Here is a 23,285-nt window from a genome sequence, read left to right as displayed (position 1 = left end):
TCAGTTCGTCTTCAAGTTCTGGGCGTTCACCTGGTCGGCGCGCGTGTACTGGTCGGCATTGCTGGTCAGACCGGTGGAGATGTCCGCGATCGCCTGGCTGGTCGCCTGCGCCTGCGCCTCCCACATCTCGTGCGCGACCTGGACCGCCCCCACGATCGCCCAGTCCTTGGACATGCCCTGGAGGCTGCCCTGGAGATCCTTCCAGACGTCCTTGGTGGCCTTGTCGAAGTCGGTGTGCAGGATGCCCGCGTTGGCCCCCGCCTTGCGCAGCGCCTCCGGGATGACCTTCACCGTCGGCCCGCCAGGGGCTGCCGTGGCCGCCGGCGGCGGCGTCCACCCCGGGGCCGCAGCCCCCGAGGCGGCGGCGGCGAGGTCGGGGAACCGCTTCTTCGCGTCCTCCGTCAGGTTCCCGGAGCTGTCGAAGAGCCACGGATTCACCCGTCGCTCGAAATCCAGGTCGGTCACGTGTCTCCGCCCCCCAGAACCGCGTGCTCCCTGTGGCCGCGCGCCGACGCAAGCGGCAACCACGCGCGACAGGTGATCACGTCGGCGAATCGCCCACCCATTCACTGCAAGTCCGCAGCCTAACAATCGACTGTAGGTACGTATGAAATCCGTACAAAAGTTGAGCGAAACCTGAGCAGGCGATCCCCTGCCCGTCGCCTGTTTCCACCGCGGCGGCCGACACGCAGGCGTCCGACGCACGGCCGACGGGCCCGGCGGCGGAAGCCGCCGGGCCCGTCGGGCCGATGCGGTGTCAGCGGGTCTGGACGGAGGTGTCGTCGATCACGAAGCTCGTCTGCAGCGAGGAGTCCTCGACGCCGTTGAACTTCACGGTGACCGTCTGGCCCGCGTAGGCCGAGAGGTCGAAGGTGCGCTGCTGGTAGCCGGCCGCGGCGTCCGCGTTGGAGTAGGTCTTCAGCGCGGTGCCGTTGACCGACACGGTCAGCTTGTCGTACGCGGTGGTGCCCGACTCCGCGGTGTCGATGTGCAGCCAGAAGCTCAGCGTCGCCTTGCAGCCCGCCGGGATGCTCACCGTCTGCGACAGCGAGTCGGTGTGGGAGGAGCCGTAGCCGTCCATCCACGCCTTCCACGAACCGCCGTGCGCGGCCTGGCTGGAGCTGTTGTCGACCACGCCGGAGCTCGCCGTCCACGGCGAGGCCGAACCGGTCTCGAAGCCCGCGTTGCCCAGCAGCTGCGCCGGGATGCAGTTGCCCTCACTGCCGACGACGGTCCAGGTGAAGGTCGCGGTGGCGGTCTTGCCGGCCGCGTCCTTCACCGTGACGGTCACCGGGTAGCCGCCCCCCGTGGTCGTGGTCCCGCTGATGAGGCCGGTGGAGGCGTTGATCGACAGACCGGCCGGCAGGCCGGTCGCCGAGTACGACAGCGGAGCCGTGCCGCCGGACGCGTTGATCTGCAGGTTCACCGCGCCGCCGACGGCGGTCGACTGGTCACCGGGGCTGGTCACCGAGACCGCGCCGCTGCCGGCCGGCTTGGTGAGCAGGCAGCCGGCCACGTTGAGGTCGATGGTCCGGCTGGAGTTCAGGCAGGTGGTGAACCAGTAGGTCTCCTCGCCGTAGCTCTGGCCCTTGACGGCCTTGGTGGTGCCGTCGGCGGCGACCTCGCACGGGTTGTTGAGGGTGCACATCGCACCGTCGTCGTTGCCGGTGTTGTTGATGCCGATGATCCGCCCGCTGGCGGAGTCGATGATCGGCGAGCCCGAGGTGCCGTGCGTGGTGTTGCAGCCGGAGCTGTAGCGCAGCGAGTCGTGCCAGGTCCACTCGTCCTCGCGGAGGGTGGGCACGAACCCGTTGACGGAGCAGTTCCAGACCTGCTTCCAGTACGAGGAGGGTATGTACATCGCCGCGCCGTCGACCGGGTGCGCGTCGCTGACGGTCAGCGCGGTGGCTCCGTACTTGGAGGTGATCGAGCCGTAGGTGTCGGTGAGTTGGTAGAGCGCGACGTCGGTGCCGGTCATCGTCGCGTAGAGCACCTTGTCGGCCTGGACGGTGCCCAGGCTGTTGCCGGCGCCGTCGAGCAGGGTGCCGCTGCGGCTGGCGCTGACGTTCTGGATGACCTGGCCGGCCGACGGCATGGTCGGCAGGCAGTGCCCGTTGGTGAGCATCAGCGCCCGGTCGCCGGCCACCGAGGTGGGGTAGCGGACCAGCGAGGCCGAGCAGTTGCTCAGGGCGATGGTGGACGTCAGGTCGGCCGCCTGGACGGCGTGCGCGGGGGCGGCGGCGAAGGCCAGCCCGCCCGCGACGACGGCACTCGTACCGGCCACCGCGACAAGTCTCTTGAACATGGCTCTCCTTGTGGGGGATCGCGGGGTGTACGACTGGTCGCCGACGCCCGCGCCGCACGAAAGTGCCATGGCCACCTCAAGGGGTCAACCGTTCTGGCCGAACTCGCCACTCCTCACGGCTTGTTGTGCCACCCGGACACAACCACCCGTCCCGGTATGCCCGTTACGCACTACGGCTGCGGCGCGGAGTCACCGTCCGGCCCTCGGCCCTGACACCGTCCTTGCCGTCGTGGGCGTCCAGCGTGATCGTCCGGACCGTCCACCGCTCGCCGCCCGCCCCCGGTCGACGACCGGACCGGATATGGACACGGACCGCACCGACCTCATGACCCCACCCCTGCTGTCATCCGACGCGCGCTCCCCCACCTGCACACGAGCGGACGTGCCGCCGAGTACGAACCACACCCGCCGACAGGGCCCGTACGATCATCGGAAGGGCCCGCCCCGGCCCGTCCGTCAGGGTCAACTACGATCGGGCACGTGCTCAGCCTCACCGGACTCCCCCTCCAGATCATCGCCTCGGTCCTCGCGATCGCCGTCTTCGCCGCCACCATGTGGCTCTGGCCGCGGTTCGGCGGGAAGGGCTGGAAGGCCTGGTCGGGCCGGATCGGCGCGTTCCTGGCCACCCAGGTGTCGGTGCTGGCCGCGATGGGCCTGATCGCCAACAGCTACTTCGGCTTCTACAGCTCCTGGACCGACCTGCTCGGCACCAGCGGCAAGCTCGGCACGGTCGTGGACCACAACCCGAACGCCTCCGGGGTGGCCGTCACCGGTCAGCAGAGCTTCTACTCGGCGCAGGGATCGGAGCCCGAGCGCTCCGGTCTGATCCAGAAGGTCGACGTCAAAGGAGCCGGCAGCGGTCTGAGCACCGAGGCGTACGTCTACCTGCCGCCGCAGTACTTCCAGCCGGACTTCGCCAAGCAGCGCTTCCCGATGGCCCTGGTGCTCACCGGCTACCCGGGCACCCCGGAGAAGCTGATCTCGCTGATGCAGTACCCGGCCTCCACCCTCGACGCGATCGAGCGGAAGAAGCTGCCGCCGACGATCCTGGTGATAACCCGCCCCACGCTGGTCGGCGACCGCGACACGGAGTGCGTGGACGTGCCGAACGGCCCGCAGGTGGAGACCTTCTTCACCACCGACCTGCCCAAGGCCCTCGCCACCACCTACCGGATCGGCACCGACCCGGCCAACCGGGCCGTCATCGGCAACTCCACCGGCGGCTACTGCGCGCTCAAGTTCGCGCTGCGCAAGCCCGACTCGTACCCCTCGGCGGTCGCCCTCTCCGGCTACTACAGCGCCGCCCACGACCCGACCACCGGCGACCTGTTCGGCGGCAGCGACAAGCTGAAGCAGGAGAACGACCTGCTGTGGCGGCTGAAGAACCAGCCGGCCGCCCCGGTCAACCTGCTGCTGACCACCGCCAACGACGAGAACAACTACGACGAGACCCAGGCCATGGTCGCGGCCTTCAAGGCCCCCACCAAGATGTCCACCATCACCCTGGACACCGCCGGCCACAACTTCCACACCTGGACCCGGGAGATCCCCCCGGCCCTGGAATGGCTGGGCAGGCACATCACCATGCCCGCCGCTGCCTAGCCGGGCCTCCGACGCCGAGGCGGACCCGGGGCCGACGGCGCCCGGCAGATCACACCCGTCTCACAGCGCCGTCTCACGGTTCTCTCAGTCGGGCCACGCACCGTATGGCGCATGACCACGAGCAGCTACACCCCTCCGGCCGGCGACCCGTGGCCCGAGGCCGCGAACTACCCGCCGCCGGAGGTGCCACAGCCGGACCCGGTCCGGCCGGACCGGGCACCGCTCTTCCCCGAGCAGCCCCTGCCGCCCGTCGGCCCCAAGGGCCCCGCCTCCTGGTCCGGCCGGCTGCGCACCCTCCCGGCCCGCGCCTGGCGCGGGCGCGCGGACGACCCGCGCTGGGTGCGCCCGGCCCTGCTGGCGCTGCTGGCCGCGACGACCGTCCTCTACCTGTGGGGCCTGAGCGCGTCCGGCTGGGCCAACGCCTTCTACTCGGCCGCCGTCCAGGCCGGCTCCGAGAGCTGGAAGGCGTTCTTCTTCGGCTCCTCCGACGCCGGGAACTTCATCACCGTCGACAAGCCCCCGGCCGCGCTGTGGCCGATGGCGCTCTCGGCGCGGGTCTTCGGCCTCTCCTCCTGGTCGGTGCTGGCCCCGCAGGCACTGATGGGCACGGCCACCGTCGGCGTGCTGTACGCGACGGTGCGCCGCCGCTTCTCCCCGCTCGGCGGCCTGCTGGCGGGCGCCGCGATGGCGCTGACCCCGGTCGCGGCCCTGATGTTCCGCTTCAACAACCCGGACGCGCTGCTGGTGCTGCTGCTGACCCTGGCCGCGTACGGGCTGGTGCGGGCGACCGAGGCGGCGAGCACCCGGTGGCTGCTGTTCACCGGGGCGATGTTCGGCCTCGCCTTCCTCACCAAGACCCTGGCGGCCTTCCTGATCCTGCCCGCCTTCGCGGTGATCTACCTGGCCGTGGCGCCCACCGGCTTCTGGCGGCGGGTGCGGCAGACCCTGCTCGCGGGTGTGGCGCTGGCGGTCTCGGGCGGCTGGTGGGTCGCGATCGTCGAGCTGATGCCTGCCTCGGCCCGCCCGTACATCGGCGGCTCGCAGGACAACAGCTTCCTCTCGCTCACCTTCGGCTACAACGGCCTCGGCCGGGTGGACGGCAACGAGCGCGGCAGCGTGGGCGGCGGCGGGCGGCTCCCGGCCGGCTTCGACCTGCCCGGCGGGGCCGCGCCCGGCGGCGGACGCGGCTGGGGCGAGACCGGCCTGACCCGGATGTTCGGCACCGACATCGGCGGGCAGATCGCCTGGCTGATCCCGGCCGCGCTGATCCTGCTGCTGGTCGGCCTCTGGGGCACCCGCCGCTACGCCCGCACCGACACCGCCCGTGCGGCGTTCCTGGTCTGGGGCGGCTGGCTGCTCTCCACCGCGCTGATCTTCAGCTTCATGTCCGGGATCTTCCACCAGTACTACACGGTGGCGCTGGCCCCGGCCGTCGCGGCGCTGGTCGGCATGGGCGTGGACGGGCTGTGGCGGGCGCGGCACCGCCTGCCGTGGGCGCTGGTGCTGGCCGGCACGCTCGCGGTGACGGCGGTCTGGGCGTTCGTGCTGCTCGGCCGCAGCTCGGACTTCCTGCCGTGGCTGCGCTGGGCGGTGCTGGTCGGCGGGCTGGCGGCGGCGGTCGCGCTCGTCGGCGGGCAGCTCGCCGGGCGGACCTCCGGCCGGACCGGCGCGCGGATCGCCTCGGTGGCGGGCCTGGTGGGCCTGGCGGCGGCGCTCGGCGGCCCGGCGGCGTACGCGGTGGACACCGTCGACACGCCGCACACCGGCTCGATCGTGACCGCCGGACCGGGCGTGCAGGGCGCGTTCGGGCCCGGCGGCGGGCGCAAGGGCGGCAGGGGCTTCCCGGGCGGCGGGCAGGGCTTCCCCGGCGGCGGCAACGGCCGCTCGTTCGGTCAGGGCGGCCAGGGCGGTCAGGGCGGCCAGGGCGGCCAGGGCGGTCAGGGCGGCGGCCAGGGCGGTCGGCAGGGCTTCCCCGGCGGCGGACAGGGCTTCCCCGGCGGGCAGAACGGCGGGGGCTTCCCCGGCTTCCCGGGCGGCGGCAACGGCTCCGGCAACGGCTCGGGCTCCGGCAACGGCTCGGGCTCCGGCAACGGCTCGGACCACGCGAACGGACGCCACCAGCGCGGCGCCAACGGAACCAACGGCGGGAACGGCACCTTCCCCGGTGCCCCCGGTGCCCCCGGTGCCCCCGGCTCGACCGGTGCCGAGGGCACAGCCCCCGGCGGCTTCCCCGGCGGCGGCATGGGCGGCGGCGGCATGGGCGGTCTGCTCGGCGGCACCAAGGTGAGCGAGGAGGCCGCCGCCCTGCTCAAGGAGAACGCCGACCACTACACCTGGGCCGCCGCCACCGTCGGCTCGCAGAACGCCGCGAGCTACCAACTCGCCACCGGCGAGCCGGTGATGGCCCTCGGCGGCTTCAACGGCACCGACCCCTCGCTGAGCCTGGCGGGCTTCCAGAAGTACGTCCAGGAGGGCAAGGTCCACTGGTTCGTCGCCGGCGGCTCCCGCGGCGGCTTCGGCGGCGGCTTCGGCGGCGCCGGCGGCAGCGCGGAGGGCGGTGAGCGGCAGGAGTCGGAGAACAGCCAGATCGAGTCCTGGGTCGCCGCCCACTTCACCGCCAAGACGGTCGGCTCGGCCACCTTCTACGACCTGACGGCCCCGACCTCCTGACCGTGAACCCCCGAGGGGGCGTGCCGCGTCCGCGCGGTGCGCCCCCTCCGCCGTACCCGCACCCGTACCCGGGCCCGCCGGAGCCGCTCAGTCGGACGGGCAGTGCGTCCCCGCCGCCGGCATCCGGCCGTCCACCAGGAAGGCCGCGATGGCCGACCGGACGCACCCGCTCTTGTCGTACGCGGTGTGCCCGTCGCCCTCGCGGGTGAGCAGCACGCCGTGCTCCAGCCCGGCCGCCAGCCGCTGCGCCCACGGGTACGGGGTGACCGGGTCCTCGGTGGAGCCGACCACCAGGATCGGGGCGCTGCCGGGCGCCCGGATGACGTGCTGGAGTTCGGTCGAGCGGTACGGCCAGGGGCGGCAGTCCGGGGCGAGCAGGGTGGTCAGCGGGTTGTGCCGGCTGGTCAGCGGGGCCTGGACGGCGAGGTCGGCGAGGCCCGTCTTCAGCTGCGCCGCGTCGGGCGCCGGGAGGTCCGCGCAGGAGATGGCCGCGTAGGCGTCCGCGACGGTCGTGTACCGACCGTTCTCACCGCGCCCGGTGGCGCCGTCGGCGAGCCCGAGCAGGGCGTCGGCGTCGCGTTTCCGGACGGCCGGTCCGAGGGCGTCGACCAGCCGGTACCAGGAGCGGTGGCCGTCGTAGAGCACGTTGAGGACGGCGGTCCAGCCGAGGGCGGCGGTGACGGTACGGCCGTCGGAGGCGCGCAGCGGGCGGTTGCTCAGGCCGTCGAGGAAGTCGGCGAGGCGGCCCGGGGCGGCGTCCGGGTCGGCGCCGAGCGGGCAGTCGGCGCCGTCGTCGGTGGCGCAGGAGGCGGCGAAGTCCCGGAACGCGGTCTCGCCGGCGACGGCCTGTTCGACGTCGAGCTGCACCGCGGCGGTGCCGTGCTCGACGGCGCCGTCGAGCACGAGGCGGCCGGTGCGGCCGGGGAACTCCTCGGCGTAGAGCGCGCCGAGGTGGGTGCCGTAGGAGAGGCCGAGGAAGTCGAGCTTGCGTTCGCCGAGGGCTCCGCGCAGCACGTCGAGGTCGCGGGCCGCGTCGCGGGTGCCGATGTGCGGCAGGTCGGCGTGGCTCGCCACGCAGGCGTCGGCGAGGACCCGGCCGTGGTCGTACGCCGGGTCGTCGGTGGCGTTCCACCGGTCGCGGGTGCGGTCGTCCAGGCAGTGGACGGGGGTGGTGTCCCCGGCGCCGCGCGGGTCGAAGCCGACCAGGTCGAAGCGTTCGTGCAGCCCCTGGTAGCTCTTCCAGTCCGCGCGGACCATGGTGACTCCGGAGTTGCCGGGCCCGCCGGGGTTGACCAGGAGGGCGCCGATCCGCGCCTGCGGGTCGGCGGCGGGCAGCCGGGCGAGGGCGACGGCGATGGTGCGGCCGCCGGGGTCGGTGTAGTCCAGCGGGACGGTGAGGGTGGCGCACTCGATGGTCGCACCGTCCTGGCCGGCGTCCTCGTCGTCGGGGCAGGGCCGCCAGTCGATCCGCTGGCCGTAGAGCGCACGCAGGGCCGGCGCGGTGCCGACGGCGACCAGGTCGTCGAGCGGCGGCCGGCTGCCGGTACGGCCGGTCGCGCCGGAGCCGGTGCAGCCCGCGAGCAGGGCGAGGGAGGCGCCAAGGGCGAGGGCGGGCAGGGTACGCCGGGGGAACCTGGGGAAGCGGGAGGTCATCGGGGCCACCGCCCACGAATACCATCCGAACCGGCCCCGCCCCGAACCCGGGTCGCACCGCGCCCCGCGCCGATCCCCCGGACGTAACGCTCCGTCAGCCGCCGATCGCGGACATCGGCCGCTCGGGCCGGACGAAGTCGGCGCTCCCGATGGCGTGTCCGGGCCCCTTGCCCGCGACCGACACCCGCCAGGCCCGCTCGATCGCCGCGTCGTCCGCCCCACCGCGCAGCAGGGCGCGAAGGTCGGACTCCTCCGTCGCGAACAGGCAGTTGCGCAGCTGCCCGTCGGCGGTCAGCCGGACCCGGTCGCAGCCCCCGCAGAACGGCCGGGTCACCGAGGCGATCACCCCGACCACCGCGTCCGTGCCCGCGATCCGCCACTCCTCGGCCGGGGCGCCGCCGTGCCGCCCGACCGGGACGAGGTCGAACCGCTCCCCCAGGGCGGCCAGGACCTCCTCCGCCGTCACCATCGCCGCGCGGTCCCACGCGCCCTGCGCGTCGAGCGGCATGGACTCGATGAACCGCATCACGTACCCGTGCTCGACGGCGAATGCGGCCAGGTCGACGATCTCGTCCTCGTTCACCCCGCGCACCGGCACCGCGTTCACCTTCACCGGCCCCAGCCCGGCCGCCTTCGCCGCCGCGAGGCCCGCCAGCACGTCGTCGAGGCGGTCCCGCCGGGTGAGGGCCGCGAACCGCTCGGGCCGCAGGGTGTCCAGGCTGACGTTCACCCGCCCCAGCCCCGCCTCGCGCAGCGCGGGCGCCGTCCGCGCCAGGCCGATCCCGTTGGTCGTCAGCGACACCTCGACCCCCAGCCGCGCGATCCGGCCGACCAGCCCCGGCAGCCCCCGCCGCAGCAGCGGCTCCCCGCCCGTCAGCCGGACCGAGGCGATCCCCAGCCGCTCCACGGCGATCCGCACCAGCCGCACCACCTCGTCGTCCCCCAGCACCGCGTCCCGGGCGAGCCAGTCGAGGCCCTCCGCCGGCATGCAGTAGGTGCAGCGCAGGTTGCAGCGGTCGGTCAGCGAGACCCGCAGATCGGTGTGGACCCGACCGAAACGGTCCACCAGCGGGCGCGGTGCGGTGTTCATCGACCCAGTACAGGCGGCGCACGCCCGCAGGACCAGCGGCCGAACCGCCGGGGACCGGCCGCCACCTGCGGCTTCGCCTTGTGGATTCACACAATGCGTGCCCCTGCCCGGCAGGGGCAGGCTGGGGCCATGCAGACTGCGCCGACACCCGCCGGGCCCGTCCCGGAGGCCGGGCCCGCCCCGGTCGCCGCCCTCGTCCTCGCCGCCGGCGGCGGTCGGCGCCTCGGCGGGCGTCCCAAGGCACTGATCCGGTACGGGGGCCGGCCGCTGGTGGAGCACGCGGTGGCGGTGGTGCGGGCCGGCGGCTGCGCGGACGTCACGGTGGTGCTGGGCGCGGCGGGCGAGCGGGTCAGGGCCACCGCACACCTGCCGGGCTGCCGCCTGGTGGCCAACCCCGACTGGGCCGGCGGCATGGGCTCCTCGCTGCGGGCCGGCCTGGCCGCCCTGCCCCCCGGGGCCTCGGCGGTGCTCGTCATGCTGGTGGACACCCCGGGGGTCACCCCGGCCGCCGTCGCCCGGCTGCTGGCCGCGCACCGGGCGGGCGCGGAGCTGGCCGCGGCGGCCTACGACGGCCGGCGCGGCCACCCGGTGCTGATCGGCGCCCGGCACGTCGCCGAGGCGGCCGAGGGCGCCCGCGGCGACGCCGGCGCCCGCGCCCTGCTGACGGCGCACGCGGCGGAGGTCGTCCTGGTCGAGTGCGCCGACGTCGCCGTCCCGGACGACCTCGACACCCCCGCCGACCTGGCCCGCTGGTCCGCCGGGTGACCCTCCTCCCCCGGACGGAGGCCGCCCGGCCGCGGCCCCTGATCCGTCCCTGAGGATTGCCCCATTCCGCGCCCAGCGCCGGACATTTCGGGGAGCATGGGAATCGTCCCACCCACCCGACACCGACGGACGGAGCCCGCGATGGCAGGACTGCCCGACGACTTCACCGGACACGACCCCACGCGGCCGGGGGCGGGCGGTGGCGCCCGGGCGATCCGCTGCCCCGCCTGCCGCCGCGAGCACCTCTACGAGCCGCCCTCGCTGCCCTGCCCCTGCGGCGCCTCGCTCAAGGTGCCGCTGCTGCGCGGCGGAGTGCCCGTGCAGGTGCGGTTCCGCTCCTGGGAGGACTCCTGGCTGAGCATGCGCTGCCCGCACTGCGGCCGTTCCGACCAGTGGCCGCAGCCCGAGTTCACCTGCAACTGCGGCGCCACCGTCCGGCTGCCGGTGGACCGCACCACCCGGCTGGGCAGCGGCACCGCCGGCCCGCTCGCCGCCCCCGGGCCGCAGGCCTCCCGCCCCCACCCGGCCCACCCGATCGGCGCGCCGGTGCCCGCCCCGCCCGCGCCGCCCGGCGCCTCCACCGGCCGCGCCCGCCCGTTCCGCCACCGCACCCCCTTCCGCCCGCACCCGGTGCGCACCTCGCAGGACGCGGTGTTCACCGCCGCCCGCTACCTGGAGTGGCTGGGCTTCGACGACCTGGAACTGACGGAGGCGCAGGAGCGCGACGGGGTCACCCTGCTGGGCAGCCGGATGGTCGCCCAGGTCGACACCTGGACCGAGCCGGCCGACGTGAAGTCGGTCGAGTGCCTGTGGCTGCAGACCCTGCACGCCGAGGAGATGGCCGCCGCGATGTTCACCCTCGCGGGTTATTCGCACCAGGCCACCGTGCGCGGCGAGCAGCTGCTGGTCGCCCTGTTCAGCCTGGACCTGGCCGGCGTCCCGCAGCCCGCGAACGGCGCCGCCGAGGCCCTGATGGAGACCGGCTGGACCTCCTGACCACCCGGAGGCCCCTCTAGATCATTTCTCCGCCGAAAGCAACAACCTCCGCTCGTGATCTGGTGCACAAGCTCACCCCCGTGTTGAATTGCCGCCACAGCGCGGGCCTTTCGCCCTGCCGTTGCCATGCGCACGGGTCGTGGCGGCAGGGCCCCAGGGGCGGGTCCGCGCCCCGCTGGATGGCGCACACAAGGAGGTGGCGTTGTCGGAGCACGGATGGGGCCCGAGCGGCCCGGACGGGCGGGGGCGGGCGGCCCCGGAGGAGCCGGGCGACACCGTGTGGCGACTGAGGTCCCGGGCGTGCTGGCAGGAGGCCGCCGAACTGTTGCGCCCGGCCGCCGAGAACGACCCGGCAGCCGCCCTCGGGCGGGCCGAACTCCTCATCGAGCAGTGCCTGTTCACCGCCGCCAACTGGACCCAGGCGGAGCAGGCGCTGCGCCTGGCGGAGGCACTGGCGGCCGGCACCGAGCAGCGCGCGGGCGCCGCCTGCGCCCGCGGCTTCCTCGCGTACGTGGCGAGCGTGCTCGGACCGCGGGACCGGCTGGACGAGGCCCAGGCCGCGCTCGGCCGCACCTCGGCCCTGCTGCCGCCGGACGCGCCGGGCCGCCCGCTGCTGGACTTCCGGCGCGGACTGGTCGCCGAGAACCTGCTGCGCGACCGCAGTGCCGCCTGGATCGCCTACCGCCGCGCGCACGAAGGCGCCGGCGAACGCGGGGACGAACTGCTGCGCTCGTACACCTGGCGCCACCTGGCCGCGTTGGCCCTCTCCCGCGGGGACCACGGCCACGCCCGGGAGGGCTTCGACGCCTCACTGCGGCTGCGCGAGCAACTCGGTTTCACGGTGGGGGTGGCTCCGGCGCTCGCGGCGCTCGCCGAGGTGTCCGAACCGGCCGAGGCCGCGCGGCTGCGCGCCGAGGCGACCCGGCTGGTGCAGGCCCTGGGCGGGGTCCCCGTCTGGCTCGCGCGCCAGCTGGGCGCCGCCCGCGCGCCGGGGCCTCCCCCGGACGGACGCATCGCGAGCGAGACCCCGGGGAACAATCAGCTAAGGTGAGCCTAACCTGGCCGGGGTGAGCAGTGCCCCGGCCGGGTCCCCTTGCCGTTCCCCGGGCACCGCCATGCCCCGGTCCGACCGCGCCCGCCGCACCACGGCACGGGGCGCCGCCGGGCGGTCCATGGGCGGGCCCCGGTCGACCCGATGGGGCCCGCCCATGACCGCGAGCAGCACCAGGCCCGGCCCCACGCCGTGCGCCCCCCGCAGCGCCGGGGCGCACGCCCCCACCGGTACACCGGACTCCCCCGTCCCGGGCGCCGCCTCCTACCAGCGGCTGTCCGGACTCACCACCGCCCTGCGCGTGCACTGCGCACCGCCCCGGCGCGGCGACGGCTGGCTGCCCGCCGCCGACCTGGCCACCCACCCCGAGGCGGTGCGCGAGCTGATCGCCCACGACGCCCGGCGGGGCCTGGCCCGCTACGGGCAGCCGCTGCGCCCGGACGTCGCGGCCGGCTTCGGCCTGCACCGCTTCGTCTGGCCGGTCTCGCTGCTGTTCACGCTGCCGTGGTTCCTGGAGCGGCGCGTCCCGCTGCTCGCCCTCGGGGACGTCTCGCTGCGCCGACGCTCCGAGGCGGTGGAGCTGACCGTCCGCCCGGGCGGGTTCGTCTGCCTGCCGGACGACCCGGCGGCGGGATCGGCGGCCCGCACGGTGCCGGACGGGGACGCGCTGGCCGCCGAACTGCGGTGCGCGCTGGGCGGGTTCCTGGCGCCGGCGCTGACCGCCTTCCGCCCGGAGACGCGGCGCGGGCCCCGGGTGCTGTGGGCGATGGCCACGGATGCGGTGGTGGAGGGGCTCTGGTACGCGGGCGGGCTGCTGGGAGAGGCGGATCGGGCGCGGGCCGAGCTGTCCGCGCTGCTGGCGCCCGGCGAGAAGAGCGGGGGCGGGGGCGGAGGCGGGTACGGGCACGGGCACGGGCGCGGGGGCGAGGAGCCCGACAGGCGCGGGCGCGCGCGCGACGAGCCCGCGTGCGCGCCCGGCGCGGGCGGGGGCCCCGCTCCGGCCCCGGCGCCCTTCACCCCGGGCGCCGGCTTCGCGCCCCCGGCGACCGGCCGCGCCGACGCTTCGAGCACGGACCGGTCCCGGGCCAGCTGTTGCCTCGTCTACACCGTGGATCCGGAGGACATGTGCGGCGGCTGCCCGCGCGTCACACGGGATTGACGAACGTTCGTCCGACGCCGGATCCGGAAAGCCCGGAATTCCGGGAACAATCCACGCCTGATTAGTAAGACAATAGTTCTGCCGCTGCGTCAGAAATCCCTCTCCCCAGCGCATTGACACCGAATCGGTCATTCGCCCGCCGAGCATCCGTCATGATGGTCCCCGCCATCACGACACAGGAACGCGACGAAGGAAAGCGAGGCTGGTTCCGGCGATGAAATTGTCCGACATACCGCTCGGGTGGGCCGTCACCGTGGTCGCGGGGCTGCTGGTCAGCGCACTCCTGGTCGCCCTGCTCCGCAGCCGGGGATCCACGAGCGCCGCCGGCGCGGATTCCTGGGAGCGTTCCGAGGAACGGCGCCGCCGCAAGGAATCCCTCTACGGTGCCGCCTCGTACACGCTCCTGTTCTGCTGCGCCGGTGTCGCCGCCGCGCTGTCCTTCCACGGCCTGGTCGGCTTCGGCGTGCAGAACCTCGGTCTGTCCGGCGGCTGGGAGTACCTCGTCCCGTTCGGGCTGGACGGCGCCGCGATGTTCTGCTCGGTGCTCGCCGTCCGCGAGGCCAGCCACGGTGACGCGGCGTTCGGCTCCCGCCTGCTGGTCTGGGTCTTCGCCGGCGCCTCGGCCTGGTTCAACTGGGTGCACGCCCCGCGCGGCCTGAGCCACGCCGGCGCCCCGCAGTTCTTCTCCGGCATGTCCCTCTCGGCCGCGGTCCTGTTCGACCGGGCGCTGAAGCAGACCCGCCGGGCCGCGCTGCGCGAGCAGGGGCTCGTCCCCCGCCCGCTGCCGCAGATCCGCATCGTCCGCTGGCTGCGCGCCCCGCGCGAGACCTACGCGGCCTGGTCGCTGATGCTCCTGGAGGGCGTGCGCAGCCTGGACGAGGCGGTGGACGAGGTCCGCGACGACAAGCGGGAGCGCGCCCAGGAGAGGGAGCGCCGCAAGCTGGCCGGGCGCCGCGAGCGGGCCGAGATCCGGGCCATCAACCGCTCGCACGGCACCTGGCGCCGGGGCGGTGGCGCCGCCCGGCAGCTGGAGTCCGGCTCGGAGCCCGCCATAGTCGGCGGGCCCGGGGCCGACCGGCCCGCCGCGACCGAACGGCCTGCGGTCGAACGGCCCGGGGAGCGGCCCGCGGTGGAACGGTCCGGGACGGAACGGCCCGAGGTGGAGCGGCCCGCCGCACCGCGCGAGGTCGAACCGGCCGAGGGCACGGTCGTCCAGCCCGGCCTGCCGGCGCGCCCGGAGCGGCGCACCATCGACCTCACCCTGGAGGAGGACACCGTCACGCTGCCCCGGCTGGACTCACTGGAGCGCAAGCTGAAGGACCTGGAGCAGCAGTTCGGCTGACGCCCCGCGGCCCGTCGATCCCGCCGGGGCGCCGTCGGGCCCCTCGCGGGGGCGGCGGCGCCCCCGGTCCGTCGGGGCACGCGCGCGGGGCTCGAAGCGCTCAGGACACGCGCGCGGCCCGGGGCGGTCAGGCCGCCGCCCCGCTGAGCTCGAACCACATCCGCTTGCCGGAGCCGCGCGGCTCCACGCCCCAGGAGTCCGCCAGCGCCTCGACCAGCATCAGCCCGCGCCCGGAGGAGGCCTGCTCCCCCGGCGTGCGGCGGGTCGGCCACAGGTCCGACTCGTCCTCCACCTCGACCCGCAGCCGCGCCCGTCCGCCGTCCTCCTCGGGCTCCCGGTAGAGCCGGGCGGTGAACATGGCGTCCCGGTCGGTGTGCCGGATCGCGTTGGTGACCAGCTCGGAGGAGAGCAGTTCGGCGGTGTCGATGAACTCGGCCACGCCCCAGCGGCGCAGCGCGTCGCGCAGCTCGGCCCGCACCTCGGCGACCCGGGCCAGGTCGGCCTGGCCGATCCGGCGGCGCAGCTGCTGGGCCGCGAGGCCGCCCGCCGGGCCGTCCCAGCGCAGGAGCAGCAGCGCTATGTCGTCCTCGCGCTCGCTGGAGTCGGCGGCCTGGGAGGCGATCCGGTCGGCCAGCTCCTCCAGCGGGTCGCGGGCCGCCTGCTCGGCGCGCGGCAGCGGGCGGGCGAGCACCCGGGTGAGCCGGGCGACGCCCTCGTCCAGGTCCAGGCCGCGCGCCTCGACCAGGCCGTCGGTACAGAGCAGCACGGTCTCGCCCGGGTCCAGGCTGAACCGGGTGACCCGGTACTCCTGGTCCGGGTCGATCCCCAGCGGCAGCCCGCCGGCCACCGGCACCACGGTGACGCTGCCGTCCGCGCGGCGCACCACCGGGTCGAGGTGGCCGGCCCGGACGGCGTAGACCACGCCGTAGTCCACGTTGACCTCGGCGTAGGTGCAGGTCGCGAAGTGGTCGGTGTCCAGGTCGGCGAGGAAGCGGGAGGCGCGGGCCATCACCGCGGCGGGCGGGTGGCCCTCGGCCGCGTAGGCGCGCAGCGCGATCCGCAGCTGGCCCATGATCCCGGCGGCGTGCACGTCGTGGCCCTGGACGTCGCCGATCACCAGGCCGACGTGCCCGCCGGGCAGCGGCACCACGTCGTACCAGTCGCCACCGATCTGCAGACCGGATCCGGCCGCGAGGTAGCGCACCGCGGTCGTCACGCCCGGCACCGAGGGGACGGTGCGCGGCAGCATCACCCGCTGCAGGCCGGCCGCCAGCTCGTGCTCGGCGTCGTGCAGCCGGGCCCGGGCCAGCGACTGGGCGACCAGCCCGCCCAGGGTGGTCAGCAGTGTGCGCTCGTCCGCGTCCAACTCCCGCTCGTCGTCGAAGCTGACCACGCAGACGCCGATCGCCCGGCCGCTGGCCACCAGCGGCAGGTACGCCCAGGAGCCGCGGCCGGTGCGGCTGGTCGGCTCCCACACCTCGGGGTAGCCGTCACGGAACTCCTCGCGGGTCGAGACGAACACCGGCGTGCGGTGCCGCAGCGCCTCGGCGGCCGGGTGGCCGGCGGGCAGCACGGTGCGGTCCCAGACCGCCAGCGCATCGGCACGGTAGCCGGAGGCGCCGAGGATCCGGGCCCGTCCGGCCTCGAAGGAGGCCAGCACCAGACCGTCCGGCGGCAGGCCGGGCAGCGGCAGCTCGGTGAACACCCGGGCCACGTCACGGACGGTGACGGCTTCGGAGAGGGCGCGCGCCGCCTCCTTGATGAACCGGGAACGATCCTCGCGCAGCAGGGCCATCCGGTCGGCGTGGTCGCGCTTGTGCAGCTCGACGGTGGCGTCCCAGACGAAGCCCACCATCCGGGAGGCGCGGCCGAAGGCGTCCGCGAGCACCCGGCCGCGGAAGCGCACCGCCCGCATGGAGCCGTTCGGCCCGACGGTGCGGTAGTAGGCGCCGCACTGGCCGAGCTCGGCGACCGCGCGTTCGACCCGGCGACGCACCACCGGCGCGTCCTCGGGGTGCAGCAGGGACAGGAAGGAGTCGGCGGAGCGGTCGAAGCGGGCCTGCCCCGGGGCGTCCAGGCCGATGATCGCGCAGGCCCGCGGATCACCCTCCAGCACGTCCCGGCGGATGTCCCAGTCGAAGGAGCCGATGCCGTTGGCGGCCATCGCGGGCTCCAGCCAGTCCGGCATGGAGTCGGCGGAGGCGGGCGGCAGCCCGCCGGACAGCACGGGCGCCAGCCGGGCGGCGGCGAGGCTGGGGGACGGGCGCACCGCGGGGCTCCGCCGGTTCGACTGCGCGGGCGGCCGGGCCCGGCCCGTCCCGGCGGTGGTGGGGCCTGCGGCGGGCGGCCCGGCGGTTCCGGGCGCTGCGGTGCGCGGCTCGACGGTGCGTGCGTCGGCGGTGCGGGCCTCCACGGTGCACGGTTCCGCGGTTCTGGGCTCCGCGGTTCCGGGCTCGACGGCTCGCGGCTCCACGACGGACGCGCCGGGAGAAAGCGCCGGCCCCGGCGACTCGGGCTCAGTGGGCATGCTGCTCCTACCGCTGCCGTGGCGGACCGCGCCGACCGTCCGGACGGGCCGCGAGGCGATGTGATGAGTCGTGCTGGATAGGACGGTGCCGACGGACGGTGGTCAGTCGAGGTACGGTCTCCCCGCTGCTTCTCGCACGTGGACACACATTCCCACCATCCTGGCCAATGTTCCGCCGAGCGGCAATGCCAACGGGCCGGAAATCTTCCGCTCCGCCTTCTGTTCAGGGCTTCCTTCGACAGCGAATCAATCGACTGCGAACAATCTTACGGCTCCGGCGGCCGGACTCAGGGCGCCGCGAGTTCGAACCAGGTGATCTTGCCGTCGCCTCTCAGCTGCACGCCCCAGGAGTCCGCGAGCGCCTCCACCAGCATCAGGCCGCGCCCCGAGGTCGCGTACTCGGCCTCCGGATCGCGCCGCCGCCCGGGCAGCCTGCTCGCGCCGTCCTGCACCTCGATGCGCAGCCGGTCGTCCGAGCCGAGCACCGCGTCGAAGACCGCGCCCTTGGTGGTGTGCAGCAGGGCGTTGGTGACCAGCTCGGAGGAGAGCAGCTCGGCGGTGTCGGACAGCTCCGGGACCCCCCAGTGGCTCAGCGCGGAGCGCAGCCGCTGCCGGACCGCGCCCACCGCGACCAGGTCGGCCGGGTCGAGCGTCAGGTGCAGCCGCCGGTGCAGGGCGCACTCGGGGGCCGGCACGCCCGGCCGGGCCGCCCCGTTCGCCCCGGCCACCCCGGCCACCCCGGGCGCTCCGGCCACCCCGGGTGCTCCGGCCACCCCGGGTGCTCCGGCGCCGCCGACCGTTCCCTGGACCGGCCCGGACCGGTAGGCGTCGCCCGAACTCGTCCTCTGACGCGGGAATCGCGACTGACCGTCCATCACCACATGCCCCCGCCCTGAAATCCGGGCCCCCGCCTCCGGATCCCCCGCCGGCCGGGTGGCCCCCTCGATCTGACCACCATCCTCATGCCCAGTTGACGGCGTTTGCAACAGTGTGCGTCCGATCACGTGGGGTGAAAGGGGCACGGGGAGGTTCGCGTGATCCAACTGCCCGCGCCGGACAGGTTTGCGAAGCGCAGAGGCGGTTCCCGAAGCCGCCGCCACCCGATCCCGCGCACACCCGGCGCCCGTCCGGGCCGTGCGCCCGACCACGCGCCCCCCGCCGCACCCCCGCCCGCGCCCCGCTCCTCCCGCCCCGCTCGACGCCGCCGGATCGGCCCCCTCACCCCCATCCCCCGCCCAGGGAGCCGAACTCGCGCGGACCGGCAACGCTGGACAGAGCGCCCCGGTCCGGGTTCAATGACCCATGATGTTTGAACGACGTTCTAACATCACCCCGGAAGCCCGAGACCCCGAGCCGACCCCCTCCCGGCGACCGCGAGCGAGGAACCGTGCGACTGACCCCCACCGAACGGGACCGGCTGCTGATCTTCACGGCAGCCGAGCTGGCCCGTGCCCGCCGCGCCCGGGGTGTGCGCCTCAACATCCCCGAGGCCACCGCCCTGATCGCGGACACCGTCTGCGAGGCCGCCCGCGACGGCCTGCGCCTGGCCGAGGCCATCGAGGCCGGCCGCTCCGTCCTGACCGCCGACGACGTGCTGCCCGGCGTGCCGGACGTGGTCACCGTCGTCCAGGTCGAGGCCGTCTTCGACGACGGCACCCGCCTCGCCGTCGTCAACGACCCGTTCAAGGGCACCGGCTCGCTCGGCGACGAGGCCCCCGGCGGCACCCTGATCGGCGACGGCGCCGGGTACGACCCGATCGAGGAGACGCTGCTGCTCCCCGTCCACAACACCTCCGCGGTGCCGATCTCGGTCACCTCGCACTTCCACTTCTTCGAGGCCAACCCGCGCCTGGCCTTCGACCGCGCCGCCGCCTACGGCACCCACCTCGCCGTCCCGGCCGGCTCCTCGGTGCGCTTCGACCCGGGCGCCACCGTCGAGGTCGGCCTCGTGCCGATCGGCGGCCGGCGGGTCGCGATCGGCTTCGCCGGGCTCGTGGACGGCCCCCTCGACGCGCCCGGCGCGAAGGAAGCCGCCCTCGCCAAGGCCCGCGCCACCGGATACCTCACCGGCTTCGACGACTCGGAGGTGCCCTCGTGAGCGGGCGACGGGGGCACCCCCGGCCGGAGTCCGGCAGAGAGCAATCGAACGGAGCCGCCACGCGGGCGTGGCCCGGCGAGCGAAGCGAGGTCGGAGCATGAGCGCGATCACCCCGCACGACTACGTCTCCGTCCACGGCCCGCGCGCCGGGGACCGGGTCCGGCTCGGCGACAGCGGCCTGATCGTCCGCGTGGAGTCCGACTCCCAGGAACCCGGCGACGAGTTCCTGGCCGGGTTCGGCAAGACCGCCCGGGACGGCCTGCACCTCAAGCCCGCCGCCGTCCGCGACACCTGCGACGTCGTGATCAGCAACGTGCTGGTCATCGACGCCGTCCAGGGCATCCGCAAGACCTCGATCGGCCTGATCGGCGGGCGGGTCGCCTCGATCGGGCGGGCCGGCAACCCGGACACCCTGGATGGTGTGGACGTCGTCGTCGGAACCGGCACCACGATCGTCTCCGGCGAGGGACTCATCGCCACCGCCGGCGCCGTCGACACCCACGTCCACCTGCTCTCGCCGCGGATCATGGAGGCCTCGCTGGCCTCCGGCGTCACCACGATCATCGGCCAGGAGTTCGGGCCGGTCTGGGGCGTCGGCGTCAACTCGCCGTGGGCGCTGCGCCACGCGTTCAACGCCTTCGACGCCTGGCCGGTCAACATCGGCTTCCTGGGCCGCGGTTCGTCCTCCGACCCGGCCCCGCTGGTCGAGGCGCTGGCCGAGGGCGGCGCGTCCGGGTTCAAGGTGCACGAGGACATGGGCGCGCACACCCGCGCACTGGACACCGCACTGCGGGTCGCCGAGGAGTACGACGTCCAGGTCGCCCTGCACACCGACGGGTTGAACGAGTGCCTGTCGGTCGAGGACACCCTGCGCGTCCTCGACGGCCGGACCGTCCACGCCTTCCACATCGAGGGCTGCGGCGGCGGACACGTCCCCGACGTGCTGAGGATGGCGGGCGTGCCGAACGTCATCGGCTCCTCCACCAACCCGACGCTGCCGTTCGGCCGGGACGCCCTCGGCGAGCACTTCGGCATGATCGTCTCCGCGCACGACCTCAAGACCGACCTGCCCGGCGACGCCGCCATGGCGCGCGACCGCATCCGGGCCGGCACCATGGGCGCCGAGGACGTCCTGCACGACCTCGGAGTCATCGGCATCACCTCCTCCGACGCCCAGGGCATGGGCCGGGCCGGCGAGACGGTGCGCCGCACCTTCGCCATGGCGGGCAAGATGAAGGCCGAACTCGGCCCGCTCGACGGCACCGGCTCGTACGGGACGACCGAGAGCGGCGACGACAACGAGCGCGTGCTGCGCTACATCGCCAAGCTCACCATCAACCCGGCCATCGCGCACGGACTCTCGCACGAGGTCGGCTCGATCGAGATCGGCAAGCTCGCCGACATCGTGCTGTGGCGCCCGGACCACTTCGGGGCCAAGCCGCAGCTCGTCCTGAAGGCCGGCTTCCCCGCGTACGGTGTGGTCGGCGATCCCAACGGCTCCACCGACCGCTGCGAACCGCTCGTCCTGGGGCCGCAGTTCGGCGCCCACGGCGCGACCGCCGCCGACATCTCGGTGGCCTTCGTCGCCCAGGCCGCCGCCGACGGCGGCTACCTCGACCGCCCCGCCGACGGCCTGCCCACCCGCCGCCGCCGTGTCGGCGTCCGGGGCACCCGCGGCATCGGGCCGCGCGACATGGTGCGCAACGCCCGCCTCGGCCGCGTCGAGGTCACCGAGACCGGGCTGGTCTCGCTCGACGGCTCACCCCTGCGCTCCGAACCGGCCGACAGCGTCTCGCTCAGCCGCCTCTACTTCCTCTGATCCCCCACCTGTTGAGGACACCACGATGACCAACCCGACGCCCGCCTCCCTCGGCTACCGGATGCCCGCCGAGTGGCACCCGCACGACCGCACCTGGATGGCCTTCCCCACCACCAACCCCACCTTCGACAGCCCCGAGGCGCTGCACGCGGGCCGCGAGGCCTGGGCCTCCGTCGCCAACACCATCGTCCGGTACGAGCCGGTGACGCTGATCGTCAACACCGGCGAGACCGCCGAGGCCCGCAAGTACGTCTCGGACCAGGTCGAGATCGTCGAGCACCCGCTCGACGACGCCTGGATGCGCGACATCGGCCCGTCCTTCCTGATCGACGGCAAGGGCTCGCTGGCCGCCGCCGACTGGATCTTCAACGGCTGGGGCGCGCAGGGCTGGGCCCGCTGGGACAAGGACCAGCACATCGCCGAGCACATCAGCGAACTGACGGAGGTCCAGCGGTTCGCCTCCCGGCTGATCAACGAGGGCGGCGGCATCCACGTCGACGGCGAGGGCACCGTGCTGGTCACCGAGACCGTCCAGCTCGGCGAGGGCCGCAACGCCGACTGGACCAAGGAGGAGGTCGAGGCCGAGCTGCACGCCTTCCTCGGCACCACCAAGGCGATCTGGCTCCCGCGCGGCCTCACCCGCGACTACGACGAGTTCGGCACCCGCGGGCACATCGACATCGTCGCCTCCTTCGTGCGCCCCGGCGTCGTGGTCGCCCACGTCCAGCCCGACCCCTCCCACCCGGACCACGAGGTCTGCAAGGAACTCGTCGCCGTCCTCCGCGCCTCGACCGACGCCCGGGGCCGACAGCTGGAGGTCGTCGAACTGCCCGCCCCCACCGTCCTGCTGGACGAGGACGGCGAACCGGTCGACTACTCCTACATCAACCACTACGTGGCCAACGGCGCCGTGATCCTGTGCGCCTTCGCCGACCCGCGCGACCAGGAGGCCGCCGCCATCCTCGGCCGCGCCTACCTGGGCCGCACCGTCGAACTCGTCGACGCCCGCGAGATCTTCGCCAACGGCGGCGGCATCCACTGCATCACCCAGCAGCAGCCCAAGGCCTGACCCCGGAGCCACCGGAGCGGGGCCCGCGACCCCGCTCCGGTAGCCTTCGAACCTCCGTTCCACCGAGGGAGAGCACCGCACATGGCCGACCCCCGCCCGCGCCGGCCGGCACGCCCCCGCGAGGAGGTCTTCGCCACCGCCCGGTCCGCCATCGCCGAACACGGGCTGGCCAAGCTCACCATGGCCGCACTCGGCAAGCAGCTCCAGATGAGCGCCGGGCACCTGCTCTACTACTTCGGCAGCAAGGACCAGCTGCTGCTGGAAACCCTCCGCTGGAGCGAGGACCAGCTCGGCGCCCGCCGCCACGACGCCCTCGCCGACCACTCCCTCGACCCCTGGCAGCGCCTCGACGCCTACCTGCGCCTGTACCTGCCCGAGGGCGCGGGGGACCCTCGGTGGATCCTCTGGGTCGAGGTGTGGGGCCGCTCCCCCGCGAGCGCCGAGATCCGCCAGGGGCAGCGGGAGATCGAGGCCCCTTGGCAGGCCGACCTGGTGGCCCTCATCGAGGAGGGCACCGCCACCGGCCACTTCACCCCGGGCCCCACCGCCGACCGCGCCACCCAGATCCGCGCCCTCCTCGACGGCCTCGCCGTCCCCATCGCCATCGGCCTCCCCGACGCCCACCCCCCTGCCGCCCTCACCCAGGCCACCGCTGTGGCGAACATCCTCCTCCGCACCTGACGGGGCGCAGCGTGCGGGGAAATATATAGACCGGTCTATGGATTCTGGGTCCCCGGGGCGCCTGCCTGCATGAAGAGTCGGCCGGCCCGACTTCCTGTGCAGCGCCGACACTGCGCCCGGCCCGCCCCGCCTGTTCCACCCAGTGCGCCCCGCTATACCGAAATATGCAGACCGGTCTACTGACTGTCTACCGGCGCGGCGCACCACGCGCGCGCCAAAAGTCGGCCCCGCCGACTTCCTGAGCACTGCGCCGCCGCCTCGCCCGGCAAATATGCAGACCGGTCTACAGATTCGCGCCTCGCCACCGAGCCCCTGCGCACCAGAAGTCGGCAGGGCCGACTTTCTGCGCAGCGCCAACATTTCGGCCGCCTCACCGCGCTGCGCCCGTCGCGGAAAAATATGTAGACCGATCTAGAGACCACGGGCGCGGCGCACGCGCGCGCACCAAATGTCGGGCC

General features: G+C 74.4%; 16 protein-coding genes and 2 pseudogenes. 11 read left to right on the top strand and 7 right to left on the bottom strand.

What is annotated here, in order from left to right; all coding sequences use genetic code 11:
• The 3 genes and pseudogenes from ACZ7KX_RS13470 to ACZ7KX_RS13460 form a co-directional block, all read right to left on the bottom strand.
• On the bottom strand, nt 1–465 hold the full coding sequence (locus ACZ7KX_RS13470; RefSeq protein ID WP_470326560.1) for a WXG100 family type VII secretion target: 465 nt from the start codon (nt 463–465) through the stop codon (nt 1–3).
• A gap of 292 nt (nt 466–757) precedes the next feature.
• Nucleotides 758–1,483, bottom strand: a pseudogene (locus ACZ7KX_RS13465) (Ig domain-containing protein); the annotation flags it as partial.
• 204 nt (nt 1,484–1,687) lie between these two features.
• Nucleotides 1,688–2,305: pseudogene (locus ACZ7KX_RS13460) on the bottom strand (trypsin-like peptidase domain-containing protein); the annotation flags it as partial.
• A gap of 480 nt (nt 2,306–2,785) precedes the next feature.
• Here ACZ7KX_RS13460 and ACZ7KX_RS13455 point away from each other — a divergent pair.
• Both ACZ7KX_RS13455 and ACZ7KX_RS13450 read left to right on the top strand, forming a co-directional pair.
• Nucleotides 2,786–3,907 (top strand): alpha/beta hydrolase, encoded by a 1,122-nt coding sequence (locus ACZ7KX_RS13455; protein WP_470326559.1) that lies wholly within the window; start codon nt 2,786–2,788, stop codon nt 3,905–3,907.
• A 111-nt stretch (nt 3,908–4,018) separates the two neighbouring features.
• Nucleotides 4,019–6,577 (top strand): ArnT family glycosyltransferase, encoded by a 2,559-nt coding sequence (locus ACZ7KX_RS13450; RefSeq protein WP_470326558.1) that lies wholly within the window; start codon nt 4,019–4,021, stop codon nt 6,575–6,577.
• An 87-nt stretch (nt 6,578–6,664) separates the two neighbouring features.
• Here the strand turns inward: ACZ7KX_RS13450 and ACZ7KX_RS13445 are convergent, their stop codons facing one another.
• Both ACZ7KX_RS13445 and moaA read right to left on the bottom strand, forming a co-directional pair.
• Entirely contained in the window at nt 6,665–8,230 is a 1,566-nt protein-coding gene (locus ACZ7KX_RS13445; RefSeq protein ID WP_470326557.1) for an alpha/beta hydrolase, read from the bottom strand.
• A 94-nt stretch (nt 8,231–8,324) separates the two neighbouring features.
• Nucleotides 8,325–9,320, bottom strand: coding sequence for a GTP 3',8-cyclase MoaA (gene moaA / locus ACZ7KX_RS13440; RefSeq protein ID WP_470326556.1), 996 nt, complete (start codon nt 9,318–9,320; stop codon nt 8,325–8,327).
• Nucleotides 9,321–9,449: 129 nt separating this feature from the next.
• Between moaA and ACZ7KX_RS13435 the strand changes: the two genes are divergently transcribed.
• The 5 genes from ACZ7KX_RS13435 to ACZ7KX_RS13415 all read left to right on the top strand — a co-directional run bounded on the left by ACZ7KX_RS13435 (nt 9,450) and on the right by ACZ7KX_RS13415 (nt 14,633).
• Entirely contained in the window at nt 9,450–10,085 is a 636-nt protein-coding gene (locus ACZ7KX_RS13435; protein ID WP_470326555.1) for a nucleotidyltransferase family protein, read from the top strand.
• A gap of 141 nt (nt 10,086–10,226) precedes the next feature.
• Nucleotides 10,227–11,081, top strand: coding sequence for a hypothetical protein (locus ACZ7KX_RS13430; protein ID WP_350626069.1), 855 nt, complete (start codon nt 10,227–10,229; stop codon nt 11,079–11,081).
• Between the two features lie 202 nt (nt 11,082–11,283).
• A complete protein-coding gene (locus ACZ7KX_RS13425) occupies nt 11,284–12,132 on the top strand; it encodes a hypothetical protein (RefSeq protein ID WP_470326554.1) in 849 nt (282 codons plus the stop codon).
• A gap of 157 nt (nt 12,133–12,289) precedes the next feature.
• On the top strand, nt 12,290–13,291 hold the full coding sequence (locus ACZ7KX_RS13420; protein WP_470326553.1) for a (2Fe-2S)-binding protein: 1,002 nt from the start codon (nt 12,290–12,292) through the stop codon (nt 13,289–13,291).
• A 214-nt stretch (nt 13,292–13,505) separates the two neighbouring features.
• Nucleotides 13,506–14,633: a DUF2637 domain-containing protein gene (locus ACZ7KX_RS13415; RefSeq protein ID WP_470326552.1), complete on the top strand. Its 1,128-nt coding sequence runs from the start codon at nt 13,506–13,508 to the stop codon at nt 14,631–14,633.
• A gap of 127 nt (nt 14,634–14,760) precedes the next feature.
• Here ACZ7KX_RS13415 and ACZ7KX_RS13410 read toward each other — a convergent pair whose 3' ends face one another.
• A complete protein-coding gene (locus tag ACZ7KX_RS13410; RefSeq protein ID WP_470326551.1) occupies nt 14,761–17,046 on the bottom strand; it encodes a SpoIIE family protein phosphatase in 2,286 nt (761 codons plus the stop codon).
• Nucleotides 17,047–17,447: 401 nt separating this feature from the next.
• Nucleotides 17,448–17,933 (bottom strand): ATP-binding protein, encoded by a 486-nt coding sequence (locus ACZ7KX_RS13405; RefSeq protein ID WP_470326550.1) that lies wholly within the window; start codon nt 17,931–17,933, stop codon nt 17,448–17,450.
• Between the two features lie 614 nt (nt 17,934–18,547).
• Between ACZ7KX_RS13405 and ureA the strand changes: the two genes are divergently transcribed.
• The 4 genes from ureA to ACZ7KX_RS13385 all read left to right on the top strand — a co-directional run bounded on the left by ureA (nt 18,548) and on the right by ACZ7KX_RS13385 (nt 22,827).
• Complete coding sequence (gene ureA / locus ACZ7KX_RS13400; RefSeq protein ID WP_470326549.1) at nt 18,548–19,258, top strand: urease subunit gamma; 711 nt, start codon at nt 18,548–18,550, stop codon at nt 19,256–19,258.
• 97 nt (nt 19,259–19,355) lie between these two features.
• Nucleotides 19,356–21,077, top strand: coding sequence for an urease subunit alpha (locus ACZ7KX_RS13395; protein WP_470326548.1), 1,722 nt, complete (start codon nt 19,356–19,358; stop codon nt 21,075–21,077).
• A 25-nt stretch (nt 21,078–21,102) separates the two neighbouring features.
• The gene (locus ACZ7KX_RS13390; RefSeq protein ID WP_470326547.1) at nt 21,103–22,146 is read left to right on the top strand and encodes an agmatine deiminase family protein; all 1,044 of its coding nucleotides are present in this window, start codon (nt 21,103–21,105) and stop codon (nt 22,144–22,146) included.
• An 81-nt stretch (nt 22,147–22,227) separates the two neighbouring features.
• Complete coding sequence (locus tag ACZ7KX_RS13385) at nt 22,228–22,827, top strand: TetR/AcrR family transcriptional regulator (RefSeq protein WP_396553035.1); 600 nt, start codon at nt 22,228–22,230, stop codon at nt 22,825–22,827.
• The last annotated feature ends 458 nt before the right edge of the window (nt 22,828–23,285 follow it).

The organism is Kitasatospora sp. NPDC038210 (assembly GCF_055600605.1).
Note: the sequence above shows the minus strand (reverse complement) of the source record. Positions and strands in the feature narration are given on the sequence as shown.